At 58.3% G+C, this 15,965-nt stretch carries 13 protein-coding genes, 1 tRNA gene and 1 pseudogene; 4 read left to right on the top strand and 11 right to left on the bottom strand.

Annotated features, from left to right (window positions below):
* Nucleotides 1–101: 101 nt before the first annotated feature.
* On the top strand, nt 102–2,066 hold the full coding sequence (acs, locus tag AC1ENN_RS02800; RefSeq protein WP_449648329.1) for an acetate--CoA ligase: 1,965 nt from the start codon (nt 102–104) through the stop codon (nt 2,064–2,066).
* A gap of 60 nt (nt 2,067–2,126) precedes the next feature.
* Here the strand turns inward: acs and AC1ENN_RS02795 are convergent, their stop codons facing one another.
* The 3 genes and pseudogenes from AC1ENN_RS02795 to sp36 all read right to left on the bottom strand — a co-directional run.
* Nucleotides 2,127–3,644: a UDP-N-acetylmuramoyl-L-alanyl-D-glutamate--2,6-diaminopimelate ligase gene (locus AC1ENN_RS02795; protein ID WP_480406626.1), complete on the bottom strand. Its 1,518-nt coding sequence runs from the start codon at nt 3,642–3,644 to the stop codon at nt 2,127–2,129.
* The gene (locus tag AC1ENN_RS02790) at nt 3,641–4,102 is read right to left on the bottom strand and encodes a RidA family protein (protein WP_449648331.1); all 462 of its coding nucleotides are present in this window, start codon (nt 4,100–4,102) and stop codon (nt 3,641–3,643) included. Before AC1ENN_RS02790 ends, AC1ENN_RS02795 begins: the two co-directional genes overlap by 4 nt.
* Nucleotides 4,103–4,122: 20 nt before the next feature.
* A pseudogene (sp36, locus tag AC1ENN_RS02785) lies at nt 4,123–4,263 on the bottom strand (Sp36 family protein); the annotation flags it as partial.
* A 54-nt stretch (nt 4,264–4,317) separates the two neighbouring features.
* On the opposite strand from sp36, the gene AC1ENN_RS02780 reads away from it, so the two are divergent.
* The 3 genes from AC1ENN_RS02780 (at nt 4,318) to AC1ENN_RS02770 (ending at nt 7,934) form a co-directional block, all read left to right on the top strand.
* A complete protein-coding gene (locus AC1ENN_RS02780; protein WP_480391702.1) occupies nt 4,318–6,870 on the top strand; it encodes a transglycosylase domain-containing protein in 2,553 nt (850 codons plus the stop codon).
* Nucleotides 6,867–7,832: a metallophosphoesterase gene (locus AC1ENN_RS02775; protein WP_480391701.1), complete on the top strand. Its 966-nt coding sequence runs from the start codon at nt 6,867–6,869 to the stop codon at nt 7,830–7,832. The genes AC1ENN_RS02780 and AC1ENN_RS02775 overlap by 4 nt, the downstream gene beginning before the upstream one ends.
* Before the next feature lie 28 nt (nt 7,833–7,860).
* Nucleotides 7,861–7,934 (top strand) — tRNA-Pro (locus AC1ENN_RS02770).
* An 87-nt stretch (nt 7,935–8,021) separates the two neighbouring features.
* Here AC1ENN_RS02770 and AC1ENN_RS02765 read toward each other — a convergent pair.
* The 8 genes from AC1ENN_RS02765 to AC1ENN_RS02730 form a co-directional block, all read right to left on the bottom strand.
* Nucleotides 8,022–8,687 carry a thymidine kinase gene (locus AC1ENN_RS02765; RefSeq protein WP_480391700.1) on the bottom strand — a complete coding sequence of 222 codons (666 nt, stop codon included), beginning with the start codon at nt 8,685–8,687 and terminating at the stop codon, nt 8,022–8,024.
* Nucleotides 8,687–9,370 carry a response regulator transcription factor gene (locus tag AC1ENN_RS02760; RefSeq protein ID WP_449648335.1) on the bottom strand — a complete coding sequence of 228 codons (684 nt, stop codon included), beginning with the start codon at nt 9,368–9,370 and terminating at the stop codon, nt 8,687–8,689. The genes AC1ENN_RS02765 and AC1ENN_RS02760 overlap by 1 nt, the downstream gene beginning before the upstream one ends.
* Entirely contained in the window at nt 9,357–10,553 is a 1,197-nt protein-coding gene (locus tag AC1ENN_RS02755) for a hypothetical protein (RefSeq protein ID WP_480391699.1), read from the bottom strand. The genes AC1ENN_RS02760 and AC1ENN_RS02755 overlap by 14 nt, the downstream gene beginning before the upstream one ends.
* The gene (locus tag AC1ENN_RS02750) at nt 10,550–11,770 is read right to left on the bottom strand and encodes a sensor histidine kinase (RefSeq protein WP_480391698.1); all 1,221 of its coding nucleotides are present in this window, start codon (nt 11,768–11,770) and stop codon (nt 10,550–10,552) included. The genes AC1ENN_RS02755 and AC1ENN_RS02750 overlap by 4 nt, the downstream gene beginning before the upstream one ends.
* A gap of 123 nt (nt 11,771–11,893) precedes the next feature.
* Nucleotides 11,894–13,369: a malate:quinone oxidoreductase gene (locus AC1ENN_RS02745; RefSeq protein WP_449648338.1), complete on the bottom strand. Its 1,476-nt coding sequence runs from the start codon at nt 13,367–13,369 to the stop codon at nt 11,894–11,896.
* A gap of 20 nt (nt 13,370–13,389) precedes the next feature.
* A complete protein-coding gene (locus tag AC1ENN_RS02740) occupies nt 13,390–14,061 on the bottom strand; it encodes an SGNH/GDSL hydrolase family protein (protein WP_449648339.1) in 672 nt (223 codons plus the stop codon).
* 67 nt (nt 14,062–14,128) lie between these two features.
* On the bottom strand, nt 14,129–14,818 hold the full coding sequence (locus AC1ENN_RS02735; RefSeq protein ID WP_480391697.1) for an SGNH/GDSL hydrolase family protein: 690 nt from the start codon (nt 14,816–14,818) through the stop codon (nt 14,129–14,131).
* Between the two features lie 38 nt (nt 14,819–14,856).
* Entirely contained in the window at nt 14,857–15,921 is a 1,065-nt protein-coding gene (locus tag AC1ENN_RS02730) for an aspartate-semialdehyde dehydrogenase (RefSeq protein WP_480406925.1), read from the bottom strand.
* Between the last annotated feature and the right edge of the window lie 44 nt (nt 15,922–15,965).

Here is a 15,965-nt window from a genome sequence, read left to right as displayed (position 1 = left end):
AACGCAACGGTATGCGGCCGCAATGGAGGTTCTAGAATCGGTGGAATACTTTCAGAAAGCACGTGGTCAAGAAACGTAATCACACGATCGAAGAGGATCAAATGCCCAGTAATTCCATTGACAGTCTTTTGCACGAATCTCGCCGTTTTGCCCCGTCAGAGGCCTTTTCTGCTGCCTCGGAGGCGAGCGCCGACCTCTACAGCTCAGCCAAAGAGGATCGTGTCGAATTCTGGGCCGATAAAGCTCGGGAATACGTCCACTGGCACAAGCCATTCACCGAAACCCTAGATTGGTCTACTCCTCCATTCGCCAAGTGGTTCGCCGACGGCGAGCTCAACGTTGCCTACAACTGCCTTGACCGTCACGTCCTCGCTGGCAACGGCGACCGCATAGCCATCCACTGGGAAGGCGAGCCAGGCGACAGCGTCAGCATCACCTACGCCGAACTCACCGCCGAAGTAAAGCGCGCCGCTAATGCAATGTCAGCGCTCGGCGTTGGTCAGGGCGACGTTGTTGCCATCTACATGCCCCTCGTGCCCGAAGCGGTCATCGCGATGCTTGCCACAGTTCGCCTCGGCGCCGCCCATTCGGTGGTCTTCGGCGGCTTCAGTGCCGAAAGCCTGCGCAGCCGCATCGACGACGCGAGCGCCAAGCTTGTTGTCACCGCCGATGGTGGCTGGCGCAAGGGCAAAGTCTTTCCCCTCAAATCCGCAGTGGATGCCGCACTCGCCAACGGGGAATCCAGTGTCACCAATGTGTTGGTCGTCAAGCGCGGCGACAACGATGTCGAGTGGACCGAGGGCCGCGACCTGTGGTGGCACGATCAGATTGAGGCAGCGGAGCCCGAGCACGAGGCACAGGGGTTCCCCGCCGAGAACCCTCTCTTCGTGCTCTACACCTCGGGCACGACGGGCAAGCCGAAGGGCATCCTGCACACGAGTGGTGGGTACCTCACGCAGGCCGCTTTCACTCACAAGAACGTGTTCGATCTGAAGCCCGAAACTGATGTGTACTGGTGCACCGCCGACGTTGGGTGGATCACCGGCCACACCTACGTGACCTATGGTCCCCTCGCGAACGGCGCAACGCAGGTTCTGTACGAAGGAACCCCTGACGCTCCCAACCAGGGCCGCTGGTGGGAGATCATCCAAAAATTTGGGGTGAGCGTTTTTTATACGGCGCCCACCGCCATCCGTTCGTTCATGAAGGCCGGGCGTCAGATTCCCGAGCAGTACGACCTCAGCTCGATTCGCGTGCTCGGTTCCGTGGGTGAGCCCATCAACCCGGAAGCGTGGATTTGGTACCGCGACGTGATCGGTGGAGGCTCCACCCCGATCGTTGATACGTGGTGGCAGACCGAAACGGGCGCGATCATGGTCTCGGCGTTGCCTGGCCTGACGACACTCAAGCCCGGTTCGGCGCAGGTTCCGATCCCGGGAATCAAAATCGATATCCTCGGCGAAGATGGCACCCGGGTTGACCCACCTAATGGCGGGTTGCTTGTCGTCTCCGAACCGTGGCCTGCAATGCTGCGCGGCATTTGGGGCGACCCGGAGCGTTTCAAGGAAACGTACTGGTCGAAGTTCCCCCAGCTCGACGGCGAACAGTACTTTGCTGGCGACGGCGCCCACGTCGACGAAGATGGTGACATTTGGTTGCTTGGCCGAGTGGATGACGTCATGAATGTCTCCGGTCACCGCCTGTCGACCACCGAGATCGAATCCGCTCTCGTCTCGAATCCGATCGTGGCCGAAGCCGCAGTCGTCGGCGCCGCTGATGAAGCGACAGGTCAGGCCGTCGTTGCCTTCGTCATCATCAAGTCGAACCAAGAGCACGCCCAGACTGCAGCCGAAGCTAGTGCCCTACTGCGTCAGCACGTCGCGAAGGAGATCGGCGCGATTGCACGCCCGCGCGAGATCTTCATCGTCTCTGAACTGCCCAAGACACGTTCTGGCAAGATCATGCGCCGCCTGCTTCAGGATGTCGCGGAGGGTCGCGAGATTGGTGACACCACCACCCTCGCTGACACTACAGTGATGCAGATCATCTCCGACAAGCTCAAATAGTTCGCTGGAGCACACACGAAGGCCGGGTCGCGATTGCGACCCGGCCTTCGTGTAGTTCTGCTACTTCGCGCGCTCCTTGAGCAGCCGAATAGCCGTGTCAATATCGCTGAATGGCACGCGCTCATTGCCAACAATTTGGTACGGCTCGTGACCCTTGCCCTGCAACAACACAACGTCATCGGCATTCGCAGCATCGATCGCATAGGCAATTGCTGTGGCCCGATCACGAATTTCGACAACACGTTCCGGATGCTCGAAGCCGGCCCGAATGTGCGCCACAATCTGGTCGCCATCTTCGTTGTGCACGTCGTCGTCGGTAACAACGATCAGGTCGGAGCCCTCTTCGACGATGCGCGCCATCTCGGGGCGCTTACCTGGGTCACGATCACCGGTCGCGCCAAATACCGTGACGACTCGAGCATGGCCAGACTCGCGCAATGCCGTGACGGCGTGGCGCACGGCATCGGGGGTGTGCCCAGCGTCCACAACGACCAATGGCAGCTGGTCGTTTTCACGGATGCGGGTCATCCGACCAAGCACCGGCTCAAGTGGGGCAAGCACTTCAGCGATCACTCGCGGCTCACTGCCCTGAGCCCACAAGACTGCCGCACACGTCAGCAAGTTGTCGACGTTGAACCGGCCGATAAGTCCGCTAGCAACGTGATGGCGTTCACTGTCGATCACGAGATCAAACTCGAGACCCTCAGTCGTGAGCTGCACGTTCTCTGCTCGAACAATGGCTTCAGAGTGACCATTTGAGGTCATTCCGATTCCACGCATTCCCTCAGGAAGCGTGTGATGAAAGTGATTCTCGGCCGCCGCGTCATCCAAGTTGAGGATGGCGGTTTGTACACCGGGGAGAGAGAAGATCTTCGCCTTTTGCGCCGCGTACTCCTCCATCGACCCGTGATAGTCGAGGTGATCGCGCGTGAAGTTGGTGAACGCCACAATGTCGAACTCGACGCCGTCGACACGACGCTGCTCTAGCGCATGGGAGCTGACCTCCATGGCGACGTTTTCTACCCCGGCACGGTGAAAATCATCCAAGAATTGGTGAACAGCCGTAACCTGCGGAGTCGTCATCCCCATGTTGATGCGGTGCTCTCCCGTGATACCCGCACCGAGAGTGCCGATCGTCGCCGATGTCACTCCCAACCGATGCCACGCCTGCGTCAACAAGTGAGCGGTTGATGTCTTTCCGTTTGTGCCTGTGATGCCGACCATCGACATCGACCGCGATGGATGCCCGACAAACGCATCCGCCATGACACCGATCACGTCACGGAGGTTCTCAATCGCAAACACACGTTCGCCAAAGCTCGCACCGTCAGCGGCCGCCGCATCGACGAGCACCGCAACAGCGCCCTGCTCGAGCGCCGGGGCACTGTAGGGCAGTGCCGGGGATGCCGCAGTGCCGATGGCAACAAAAATGTCGCCATCCCCCACTTCACGGCTATCTTGCACGAGTCGGCGCGCGCTGAGAGTTACGCCAGCATGCGTCGGATCCCACTCGCCCAACTCAAATCGGCGAAATGGAGCGTTCTCCCCAGCTTGGCCGGGGTACCACACTTCGATCACGCGAACTCGAAAACGAACTCGATCTCAACGGGAGCATCGAGGGGCAAAACGGCAACACCAACAGCACTACGAGCATGCTTGCCTGCCTCACCAAAGATCTCGCCGAGCAGTTCCGAAGCTCCATTGATGACTCCAGGCTGCCCCGTGAAGCTGGGGTCGGACGCTACGAAGCCTACGACCTTCACTACCCGGGTGATGCGATCGAGAGACCCGATGACGCCCTTAGCGGCAGCGAGGCCGTTGAGAACACACGTTTTGGCGTACTCGTGGGCTGCATCAGCATCCACTTCCGCGCCAACCTTGCCGGTAGCAGGAAGCGCACCGTCAACCAGAGGCAACTGGCCCGAGGTGAAGACAAGGTTGCCCGTGACCATCGCTGGCAGATAGGAAGCGAGAGGCTTCGAAAATTCAGGAACGGTGAGATTAAGCTCGGCAAGACGCTCATCAAGCTGTGACATTACTTGTTCTCTTCCTTGATGCGTTTGAAATAAGCAACCGGGCCGCCCTCGGGGCCGGTGCCGACTTGCACGAGTTCCCAGCCCTCAGAACCCCAGTTATTGAGGATTGCGGTGGAATTGTGCACCATCAGTGGTGTAGTCAGGTACTCCCAAGTGGGCATATTTGCGGCTCCCGTTCAGCATGGCGTTATCAATGATCCCTTACTCTTGATCATATGTCTGCCCAAAATATTCCGCGTCGTGGCATAGTGTCGGCAATTGCCGGACTTGTTAGCTTCAGTGCGCTCGCTGGTCTCCTCATTACCGCGATGGTCGCCCCCGCCCTCGCCGTGACCGGCATCACTGCTTCCAGTACTATCGGCATTTTTGATGGTCTCCCGGATTATCTCGAGATCGACCAGCAGCCAGAGCGCAACACGATCTATGCCAACTTCACCGGCAAGGGCAACGTTGATGGCTATTACCCCATAGCTACGATCTACGACCAGAACCGCCAAGAGGTCAGTTACGACCAGATCTCTCAGTACGCGATTGACGCCACCGTTGACGGTGAAGACCGTCGCTTCTTTGATCACGGTGGGGTTGACCTCACGTCCCTCGTGCGTGCAGCCCTGGGCAACGTCATCAGCTCCGGAATTGAGAGTGGTGCCTCTACTCTCACCATGCAGCTGGTGAAGAACACCTATATTTCCGAAGCGGAATCACTGCCAAACGAAGACGAGCGCAAAGCCGCCTACGAGAAGGCTGTCGCCACTTCATTTGACCGCAAGCTGAAGGAAATGAAGCTCGCGATCGGGCTTGAGAAGCGATACACGAAGAAAGAGATCGTCACCGCTTATCTCAACATCGCCAACTTCGGCAATGCGACCTACGGCATCCAGGCGGCTGCACAACGCTATTACAGTGTCGACGCTAAGGACCTTTCGCTAGAGCAATCAGCGAGCCTGATCGCCATTGTGCAAGAGCCGAGTGTGCGCAACCTCTCTGACCCTGAGTACTTCGCTGCTAATCAAGAGCGCCGCGATGTGATTCTCTACGCGATGCTCGAAGTGGGATCGATCACGCAGGCAGAGTACGACGAGGCTGTCGCGATTCAAGTTGACGAGACAAGTGTTGTTCCGTCATCACCCAAGAACGGCTGCATCGCTGCCTATAAATACGCCAAATGGTTCTGCGATTACGTAGTCAAGAGTGTTGGCGACTTCGGGTTCTTGGGCGACACTCCTGATGAGCGGGCTGCCAACTGGAAAAAGGGTGGCTACAAGCTCTACACAACTCTCGATCTCGATGCTCAGGTTGCAGCACAGGAAGCAACCTGGACCTACGCCCCGCCAAGTGAAACGGCCTACGCCCTCGGCAGCGCGACTTCGACGGTTGAAGGCGGAACCGGCCGAGTGCGGGTGATGGCGGAGAACAAAGTCTTCGACGACACAGCGACAGGTGGAGGCGCCAGCACCTCAGCCGTGAACTACAACACGAGCTTCAACTATGGCGGTTCGACAGGTTTCCAGCCCGGCTCCACTTATAAGGCGTTCACGCTCATCGAGTGGCTCAATCAGGGCAAAGGAATCTATGACCGTCTCGAGGGAACCGCGCGAACGATGCAAGGTTCACAGTTCCTTGATACGTGTAACGGGCCATACGCAGGTCCCGTGGAATTCAAGAACAACGGTGGCGAGCGGGGCGTCTATACTGTCGCCGAAGGCACCGCAGAGTCGATCAACGGAATCTTCTTCTCGATGGCCAGCCAACTCGACCAGTGCAATATTCGCAATGTCGCCGCAGCTTTGGGCGTTGAACGCGCCGACGGAAAAGAGCTGGAAAGCTACCCATCCTCAGTAATCGGAACCAATACCGTCACACCGCTGAGCCTTGCCTCTGCCTATGCGGCGATCGGAGCCGGTGGCCTGTGGTGCGAACCAATCATCATCGACAAAGCAATCGACTCGCGAAACAACGATCTGGGCGGGCAAGAAAAGAATTGCCGACAGGCGATCTCACCAGAAGTAGCTGCCACCGCAGCGTTCGTCATGACTGAGGTCCTCAACCGAGGCAATGCCGCCTACTCTGCCCCGAACGATGGCATCCCAATCTTCGGCAAGACGGGAACCACTGACGGTGCAAACCAGACGTGGATGGCAACAGGCACCACACGCTACGGCACCGCAACGTGGGTAGGAAACAGCATTGGCGAGCAAGATATTAGTCGCGTTTCCTACGCAGGCGTGCAGGGTTATCGTCTGCGTCACTACATTACGAAAGCAACCGATACGGTTCTCAACCTTAAGTACCCTGGCACAGCATTTGGCGCACCAGACCCCGCGCTACTCACTGGCTCGGGCACCGAGGTTCCTGACGTTCGCTCTCAGAGTCTGGAACAGGCCAAGTCCGTCCTTGTGAGCCTTGGATTTGCTTTTAGGGACGGCGGAGCGGTTGACTCCGAACTTCCGGCTGGTCAGGTTGTACGAACTGACCCAGCGGCGGGAACTCAGTCTGGTGCTGGCGCAACAGTCACGGTTTACACCAGCAAGCAGAACTTGGTTCAGATTCCTGACGCTGTCGGCGATGGACAATCCAATAGCTATAACGCAGGTAAGGGCATCTTGAATGGGGCCGGATTCTCCAACGTCAATCAGGGATGTGAAGTTGTTCCGCCAGGCGATCCGCGCGACGGCAAGGTGATCTCCTCTAGCCCCGCGGCGGGAAGCTTAGTCAAACAGGCGACAACGATCACCCTAACCGTGGGTCAGATTACGCCTTGTCCATGAGCCGACATCTCTCCCCTGCGGCTACCGCACTCGGTGCGGTAGCCGCAGCAGGGGTAGCTGCCTTCGCCTGGGGTTCGCTCGTTGAGCGCAACGCGTTCACTGTTCGTCATGAGACGCTGCCGATCCTTGACCCTGGCGCACGTGACATCACGGTGCTTCACATCTCCGACCTGCACATGGCACCGTGGCAGACCCGTAAGCAAGACTGGGTTCGCGGCCTCACCGCCTACGAACCCGACCTCATCATCAACACGGGTGACAATTTGGGGCACGCCGACGGCATCCTCGGCATTAAGCGTGCTTTCGAGCCGTTTAAGGGCACCCTGGGAGTCTTCGTTCACGGATCGAACGACTATTACGGTCCTCAGTTCAAGAACCCGTTCACCTACTTCACTGCGCCAACCTCGAATCACCGGCCCGTCGAACACCTCGACACGGATGCCCTTAATGCGTACTTCGAGGATCAACTCGGCTGGCTCTCCCTCAACAACCATGCTCGTGCCATCGAACTCCGCGGTTCCCGCCTTGAACTCTTTGGCACCGCCGACGCACACCGCGGCTGGGAGCGCCTAGATCGCCTGCCAGCCAACATCGAAGAGATGCGCGAAAACGTCGGGTGGGCAGATGACCGTCACGGCCCAGAAACTGTCGCGCTCGGTGTCACACACGCCCCCTACCGCCGCGTGCTCGACGCTCTGGTCACGAATGGTGCCGATGCGATTTTTGCTGGACACACTCACGGTGGTCAGGTGCGGATTCCCGGAATGCCGGCCTTGGTCACCAATTGCGACATTCCTCGCGAGCAGGCTAGCGGTCTCAGCATCTGGCACCACTTGCGTCGCGCCGCGTTCTTGAACGTCAGCGCAGGCCTCGGAACATCAATTTATGCCCCGGTTCGCTTCGCCTGCAAGCCAGAAGCGGTGGTTGTGACTCTCACCGCCGGAGATATCGGCTATTCTTGATCTGTTGATCACGTCAGTGGTTAATGATCGGGGTGTGGCGCAGCTTGGTAGCGCGCTTCGTTCGGGACGAAGAGGTCGTGGGTTCAAATCCCGCTACCCCGACAAAAAATCTGTTTCATCACAGAGACGACTAAACGCCTTCCCTCGGGAAGGCGTTTAGTCGTTAAAGCGTGTGCAAATTGCTGCTATCTACGAGAAGTCTGCGTCGGGCGCGCTTCCATAGCTGAAATCGATCTTCGGGCGCCACCCACTATTGAGAACGCCGCCGCTCTCTTCTAGGTAGCAGGCTCCGCAGAGCGACTGGTAGCCGACATCCACGCCGTCAATGGCGACCTGATCGCCATCAAAGATGAACTCGTCACCGACCGTGCGTGCATTGAAAACAGCCTTGCGCCCACAACGACAGATGGTCTTGAGTTCTTCAAGCGAGTGGGCGATCTCAAGCAACCGCCGGCTGCCCGGAAAAGCTACAGTCTGAAAGTCAGTACGGATGCCGTACGCCAACACGGGCACGCGCTCAACGATCGCGATACGCAAGAGGTCATCCACTTGAGCCTCGGTGAAGAACTGCGCCTCATCCACGAGCAGGCAGCTCACAGGCAAACCGGTCTTCTCAAACACTCTGGCGCGTTCTCGGGCAAAGACTTCGTAGACGTCATCGGTTGGAGAAACGGTGAAATCGACCTGGCGGGTGACACCGAGGCGCGAAATGATGGAGTTGTCGCCTTTGGTATCGACGTGAGGCTTGGCCAGAAGCACCTGCTGGTCGCGTTCCTCGTAGTTGTACGCAGCCTGCAGCAGCGCGGTGCTCTTGCCACTGTTCATGGCTCCGTAGCGGAAATACAGTTTGCTCATCAGCGTAGAAATCCATCCTCAGCGGCCCGACGGATCAGGTCAGCCTTTTTGCTTGCCGGCCGGTTTGCCTTTGCGTACTTTTCACGCACCCTACGAAGATATGTCTTCGCAGTCTCGTATTGCACATTCATGCGTTCTGCGACCTGGGGTGTGCTTAGTCCAGAAGCGTACAGCGTTAGAGCATCCGCCTCACCGGCACTGAGCTTTGGCTTTGATTGGTCAGCGGAGCCAGAGGGTAGCGGCCGCCAATCAAGCTGCGCACCACCCTCGGGCTCTACGCCCATGATTTCGCGAGCAGCATCCATCACCTCTTGCATCGGCAACGATTTTGACAAGAACGTCGCCGCTCCCGCCGAAAGCGCTCGTTCGCGTGCTTCTCGACTATCAAGGCTTGAGAGCACGATAACTTTGGCGCCAGCAGCTCGACACGTGCGCACTCGCGCTTCGATTGATACCGGCTCCTTGAGCTGGAAATCAAGAAAGACCAACTCGGTCGGGAAACGGTCGCTGTGCACCAATTGCAGCCACGTGCTGGCCGTGAGCACTACGTCGAAGTCTGGGGCGTTGTTGGTTATCCAACTGTTGAGACTGTCGAGGAGAACTTCGTGATCGTCCAAGATCGCCAGTCGAATCGGTGCGCGATCCCCAAGATGCGCACTGAGTTGAGAATCAGGGGGTGTCATAAGTGAACCTAACGGTGAGTGAGGGTGATCGATAGGAAATCTGAAGTCCAGTAAATACCACGCGAAGTACCGCAAAATAGGGAGCAAGGGATGACCGCCAAGACGATTCTGACGAAGTCACTGTTGCCCGCACAACGATCATCGCTCCCGTTGACGTTTTCTCGATTGAGAGCCGCACGCTGTCACGGGAGAGCTCTCCCCCCGTTGCCACAGCAAGCACTGCTGCCCGCAGCGCTGTGCGCTGGTGAGCTGTCATGGCGTTCGCCAGCCGATGAGGGTCTTGCACGAGAGTGCCGTCATCCAGGGAACCGAACGCTTGCGCCACCACGGACTCAAGCCAACTGCGATTGACCTCCGTGACCATGAGCTCGCGAAGCGATGCAGAGTATTCTGCCGCTTTCGCGCGATCGTCTGGTGACACTATTCCTCGGGAGGAGAGTTCGGCAAAGAGTGGCACAACAAAGCGATTCAGAATGGTTACTCGGTCTTGCTGCACAGAACGGGCAACGCTCACGTGCTGACGCTCACGCAGACGACGAGCCCCATAGACTGCCCGCGACTCCCACCGCTGGTGGCTCAATGCCAGTGAGCGGGCGAAAGCGGCGCCGCCGAGCGACATCGTCAGCACTGGTGTGATCGAAAATAGAATCACGATCATCTGGCTCGTATTCGTCGATCCACTCGACCACACGAGAGCCGAAAATCCAGTGAAAATGGACGCCACGATTCCCACGGCAACAAGTTCACGCACCGGGCGATAGGGCGCGAGCGCAATGCACGTCGTGCCAACAACCAGAGGTGCCCAATACGCCGTGGGGAGTGCGGTTGCGCCGCCTAGGGCTGCCGAGATCAAGGCGAAAGCTATGATGGATGACCCCACCCCGAGCGCGTGCATAGCGCCCGTAAACGGCGCCCTCAGGGGGCTCGTTCCCAAAATCAGTACCACCGCTGTAACCAGCACGGCGATAAGCGCCAAGCCAGCGAGCCAGGGATCGACAGGGTCACCCGCGCTGCTCCACAGCATGAGAGCCGTGAACAACACCACGGCAATGCCTGCGGTCACGCTAATGGGGCGCCCGTCGAGAGTTCCCAGCGGATCGAGTTGCTGGATCGCCACCCGCGTTGATCCGGTCTGCGGCGATGAGGCGCCCGCAATTGATGTCGGGGCAGTCTTCGCATTCATAGCGTTCCGCCCGGTGAAGTGACGGAGTTGGCCGATCCGGTTGGTACACGAATCATTACGGATGTTCCTCGACCGGGAGTCGACCACACTTGAACGGTTCCGGCGACGAGTTCGATTCGACGACGCACTGACTGCCGCAAACCGAGACGGTCCTCCCCCGTTTCCGCCTCTTCGAAACCTTTGCCCGCATCCACAACGAGAACACTCACTTCGTCAGCGGATCCAAAGATGGCCACCTCAGCGTGCAGCGTTCCCGAGTGCTTGATGACGTTGACAAGGCACTGCTTGACCGCAGGCCCGAGGGCAGAAGCTCCGCGCGCATCGAGCAATGAGAGTGCGGTCAAGTCCCCAGTGACTTCGACCTCAAGTCCAAGTTCACGAGCTTCAGTCACCGCAACAAGCAACTCGCTGCTGTGCCAGTCCGCTCGTGCTGATTCAATACCGTCGGAGTTCGATTCGGAGAGCCACTCCTCGCCAACGAGCACTTCGAGATCGCGATTGATTTGAACTTGCAGCCGAGAGTCAATCGCACCAAAGGGTGCGTGAGCAATCGCAGCTAGATGCCCGAGCACCGTGTCGTGCATCACTGCGGCCGACGTTGCTTCGATCCCGTATCGCAACGATGCCATCTCCTCATCACGGGCGGCCCGATGCAAATTTGATTGAACACGGCGAACACCGCGCTGACTGAACCGCAACGTGATTAATACCGCGACGACCACGAAATAGGTCACCAACACAGCAGGTTGAAGTGCAAATGTGCCGCCCACTTGCCAGACCGCTAGCGTTACGGCGAACTCGGCCACCATGAGCCCAATAGTGCACCAAACGATGGCGGAAACTAACGTAAGTCCCGAACCACCGATGAGCATGATCGCGATTTGAGGGAGATCGAGGAGATACCGGCCCGCGTCCCCCAACGGCCTGAGCTGCGAGACGACAGTGAGCGCGTACCAATAGAGTGCTGGGCCGCCGATTAAGACGTGTGCGACAGAGAAAAAAGGCGTTCGGTTGGAGTTGACCAGCCACACCGTAACGAGCAGCGGAATCAGCGCAAGTGATGCAGGCCAGAGCGAAATAGCGTCGTCGTTGGCGTAAATGCTGAGCACTCCGACAAGTGCAAGCGAAAGCAAAAGAAATGCGACGGTATTGGCGGTACGGGCAAAGGCACGGCGAACGCTCTCTTGGCGCAAGTGCGCGGGCAAGCCAATAGACATCCGCCGACCCCCTTCGCCATACTGCAACAACAGCTACAGTATGCCACTTATCGGGGTACGTTACGTACCCCACTCTCGGGGTACGTCTACGCGCCTTGCTTTGCATCAGCGCGAGCGGCAGTGCTACGGGTGGATGTGGAGAGCCTTCGCTGTGCGTTCGAGTGTTTCGTGTGCAAGCTGAGGTGAGTCCGAAAGCTGTTGCCCGAAGCTCGGAATCATCTTCTCGATCTTCGGACGCCAGTCGTTCATGCGCTCAGGGAAGCACTTCTCCACCAAACCCAGCATGATCGGAACAGCGGTAGACGCGCCTGGAGACGCTCCAAGAAGACCAGCAATGCTGCCGTCAGCCGACGACACCACCTCGGTACCAAACTGCAGGACGCCGATCTTCTTCGGGTCTTTCTTCATCACCTGCACGCGTTGACCGGCCGTAATGCGGTACCAGTCTTCAGGCTTGGCATTGGGAACAAAGTTCTTGAGTTCATCAAACTTCGTCTCTGGGCTCGCGAGGAGTTGCCCAATGAGGTACTTCACGAGCGAGAGGTTGCTGATGCCTGCGGCAACCATCGGCAGCAGGTTGTGCCAGCGAATGGAAGCAAAGAGGTCAAGAACTGACCCAGTTTTCAAGAACTTGGGGCTGAATCCGGCGTAGGGGCCAAACATCAGGCTGCCCTGACCATCGACCACACGAAGATCGAGGTGAGGAACCGACATTGGAGGTGAACCGACGGCAGCCTTGCCATAGACCTTGGCACTGTGGGCGGCAACAACTTCTGGATTGTCAGTGCGCAAGAACTCGCCGCTGACTGGGAAGCCGCCGAAACCGCGGATCTCCTTGATGCCAGACTTCTGAAGCAAATTGAGGGCATAACCGCCGGCGCCAACGAAAACAAATCGGGCGGCTACGGATTCCACCGGGGTTCCGCCCACGTCATGACGAAGCGAGAGATTCCAGAGACCATCCCGCTGTTTCTTGAGATTGGTCACCCGGATTCCGGTATTAAGCTGTGCGCCAGACTCGACAAGAGTGTCAACCATGAAGTGCGAGAGCGCTCCGAAGTCAACATCAGTCCCCGAAGGAATGTGGGTAGCGGCTATGGGCTCCGACTTGCGTCGACCCGGCATCATGAGCGGTGCCCACCCATGAATGACTGCCGGGTCTTCGCTGTATTCCATGCCAGCGAATAGTGGATGATCCTTGAGCGCATCAAAACGTTTGCGCAGGTACTCGACGTTTGTTTCGCCCCACACGAAGCTCATGTGCGGGGTCGGGTTGATGAATGAGCTGGGCTCGGGCAACGCACCCTCGTTCACGAGGTATGACCAGAACTGGCGCGACACCTGGAACTGCTCATTGACTTTCACCGCGCTCGAAATCTCAATAGAGCCATCGCTCTTTTGCGGAGTGTAATTAAGCTCGCACAGCGCGGAATGACCGGTGCCAGCATTGTTCCACGGGTTCGAACTCTCTTGGGCAAGATCGCCCAAACGCTCGAAGATCTGGATATCCCAGTCGGGCTGCAGCTTCTGAAGCAGCGTTCCCAAGGTGGCACTCATAATTCCGCCGCCGATAAGCGCGACGTCGACGGTTTTCTTCACGGCTCTACTTTAGCCGTCCATTAGAGACCTAAGTTGCGAAGCGCCTGATCCATCCGCCGCGCCAGCTCCGCGTAACCGTCGTCGTTGGGGTGCAGTCCGTCACTCGCCATCCACTCAGGGTGTCCCTCGATCCAGTGCGAGGCACCGGAGATGTAGTCGGCGCCGATCGCGGAGGCCTCATCCTCTACCCAACCAATGATCGTTGCCACGGACTCTGGGCGCGCATCCGTGTACCAGAATGGCTCGACAACAATGAATCGGGCATCAGGAAGGGCTGTCTTCAATCGATCAAAATCGGCGCTAATTTGCGAGCGGATGTCGCTAGCTCGAGCATCGAAACTGAAATTGTCATTGAGGCCCATGGTTACGAAAACGATGTCGGGATCGTCGGCAATCACAAGACTCGGTAGGTCACCGTCACCAAAGGCGCCGCGATTGTTGATAAACCCCAGCCCATTGACGCTCGGATTGAACTCGCTCCAGCCCCGTTGCTGGCAGATCACGGTCGACCAGCGGTTCTCGGCAGTGGATGCACCGGTGCCGAGAGTGTAGGAATCACCATAGAACGCGACACGCACCGCGTTCGGGTCACGGTCATCCGCTGGCTCTGTCGCACTACAGCCCGCGAGGCCAAGAGCTGCGGCCATGGCAACTGTCGCCGCAATAGTGCGTGCAACGGAATCAAATTTCATGACAGGAGTTCGACGCAGACGCCCCAAGCGATTGCTTGCACTTCGCCTCGACCGCACAGTGAACCCGTTAGAAATCCAAGGCGCGGAGTGCGCGCTCCATCCGTGCGGCAATTGCGGCGTGACCGGCGTCATTCGGATGAAGGTTGTCACTAGACATCCATTCCGGATGCCCCGTCAGCCAATATGACGCATAGGGCACATAATCGGCATCGACTTCAACCGCGGCATCGTGCACCCACGAAATAATTGCCTCGACGGAAGCTGGACGTTCTTCCTTGTACCAAAACGGTTCAACGACGACGAGTCGCGCATCAGGAAGCTCTGCCGACAGACGCTCGAAGTCGCTCAATATCTGGCCGGGAAGCTCATCGGCAAAGGCATCGAAAGTGAAGTTGTCGTTAAGGCCCATCACCACAATCACCACGTCAGGATTCTCTTCGATGATGAGGTCAGGAAGGTCACCCTGCCCAAACAGTGTGCGATTTCGCATGAAGCCTAAGCCGCTAACGCTCGGGTTGAATTCGCTCCAGCCATTCTGGTTGCTGAGAACGGTCGACCACCGCGAGGCCTGATCTGTAGCTCCCGTTCCTCGCGTGTAGGAATCCCCATAGAAAGCGACTCGAGGCGCTTCGGAGTCGGCAGCGGCAAAAAGGGCGGGTTCGTTCATTGCTGCGGCGCTTGTACACGACGCAAGCCCTAGCGTGACCGCGACAAGAACGGCAACCATGATCGTGCGAGTGAAAGTGTCGAACCTCATCGGGAATTCTGTGCGACTGTAGCGGGAAGTGGTTCCCGTTACGCCGATGCCTTCGCGGCGATTTTGGCGGCAACGAGCTCGGCAATCTGAACAGCGTTAAGAGCCGCACCCTTGCGTAGGTTGTCATTGCTAATGAAGAGCGCAAGACCACGGCCGTTCGGTACACCCTCGTCCGCGCGAATTCTGCCCACGAAACTCGGGTCGGCACCGGCAGCGTCGAGAGGCGTCGGGATGTCGCTGAGGCTGACACCCGGAGCATCCGCCAGCAATTCCTTCGCCCGCTCCGGGCTCAGGGGCTTGCCGAACTCGGCGTTGATCGACAGCGAATGACCCGTGAACACCGGGACGCGAACGCACGTGCCACTGACCAACAGGCCGGGCAGTTCGAGAATCTTACGGCTCTCGTTGCGCAGCTTCTTCTCTTCGTCGGTCTCGTTGAGCCCGTCGTCGACAATGTTGCCCGCGAGAGGTACAACGTTGAACGCAATGTTCTTGGGGAACTTGTTCGGGGCCGGCATCGTGACCGCCGCGCCATCCTCAACGAGTCCCATCGTGTTTTGGGCGACCGCAGCAGCAGCCTGCTCGAGCAGCTCTTCGCCACCAGCAAGACCAGCGCCCGACACAGCCTGGTACGTACTCACGATGAGGCGTTCAAGGCCCGCTTCGGCATCCAGAACCTTCAATACGGGCATTGCGGCCATCGTGGTGCAGTTCGGGTTCGCAATGATTCCCTTGACTGCCTGATCAATCGCGTGCGGGTTAACCTCACTGACGACCAAAGGAACGTCAGGGTCCATGCGCCAGCCCGAAGAGTTATCGATCACGGTGACACCGGCAGTAGCGAACCGCGGAGCCTGCGCCAACGACGTCGTGGCTCCGGCCGAGAAAATCGCGATATCGAGGCCCGTTGGGTCGGCAATCGACGCATCTTCAACAGTGATCTGCTCACCCCTGAACGGCAGAGTCGTACCAGCGCTTCGTACCGACGCGAAGAAGCGAATCTCCGCAACCGGAAAATCGCGCTCCTCAAGCAGACGACGCACAACAGCGCCAACCTGACCCGTTGCACCAACAACACCAATACGGATGCCCGCGTTAACCATGAGACCCTCTACCTGAAACTCTGTGTTCGCCACCATCGCAGCAA

Source organism: Rhodoglobus sp. G.S.23 (genome assembly GCF_056675935.1).
This window is presented reverse-complemented; position numbering and strand designations above follow the sequence as displayed.

Bases quoted from the DNA above. Each gene is read 5' to 3' on its own strand.
- acs (WP_449648329.1), top strand. From the start codon at position 102: ATGCCCAGTAATTCCATTGACAGTCTTTTGCACGAATCTCGCCGTTTT.
- AC1ENN_RS02790 (WP_449648331.1), bottom strand. From the start codon at position 4,102: ATGTCACAGCTTGATGAGCGTCTTGCCGAGCTTAATCTCACCGTTCCT.
- AC1ENN_RS02780 (WP_480391702.1), top strand. From the start codon at position 4,318: ATGTCTGCCCAAAATATTCCGCGTCGTGGCATAGTGTCGGCAATTGCC.
- AC1ENN_RS02775 (WP_480391701.1), top strand. From the start codon at position 6,867: ATGAGCCGACATCTCTCCCCTGCGGCTACCGCACTCGGTGCGGTAGCC.
- AC1ENN_RS02765 (WP_480391700.1), bottom strand. From the start codon at position 8,687: ATGAGCAAACTGTATTTCCGCTACGGAGCCATGAACAGTGGCAAGAGC.
- AC1ENN_RS02760 (WP_449648335.1), bottom strand. From the start codon at position 9,370: ATGACACCCCCTGATTCTCAACTCAGTGCGCATCTTGGGGATCGCGCA.
- AC1ENN_RS02755 (WP_480391699.1), bottom strand. From the start codon at position 10,553: ATGAATGCGAAGACTGCCCCGACATCAATTGCGGGCGCCTCATCGCCG.
- AC1ENN_RS02750 (WP_480391698.1), bottom strand. From the start codon at position 11,770: ATGTCTATTGGCTTGCCCGCGCACTTGCGCCAAGAGAGCGTTCGCCGT.
- AC1ENN_RS02740 (WP_449648339.1), bottom strand. From the start codon at position 14,061: ATGAAATTTGATTCCGTTGCACGCACTATTGCGGCGACAGTTGCCATG.
- AC1ENN_RS02735 (WP_480391697.1), bottom strand. From the start codon at position 14,818: ATGAGGTTCGACACTTTCACTCGCACGATCATGGTTGCCGTTCTTGTC.
- AC1ENN_RS02730 (WP_480406925.1), bottom strand. From the start codon at position 15,921: ATGGTTAACGCGGGCATCCGTATTGGTGTTGTTGGTGCAACGGGTCAG.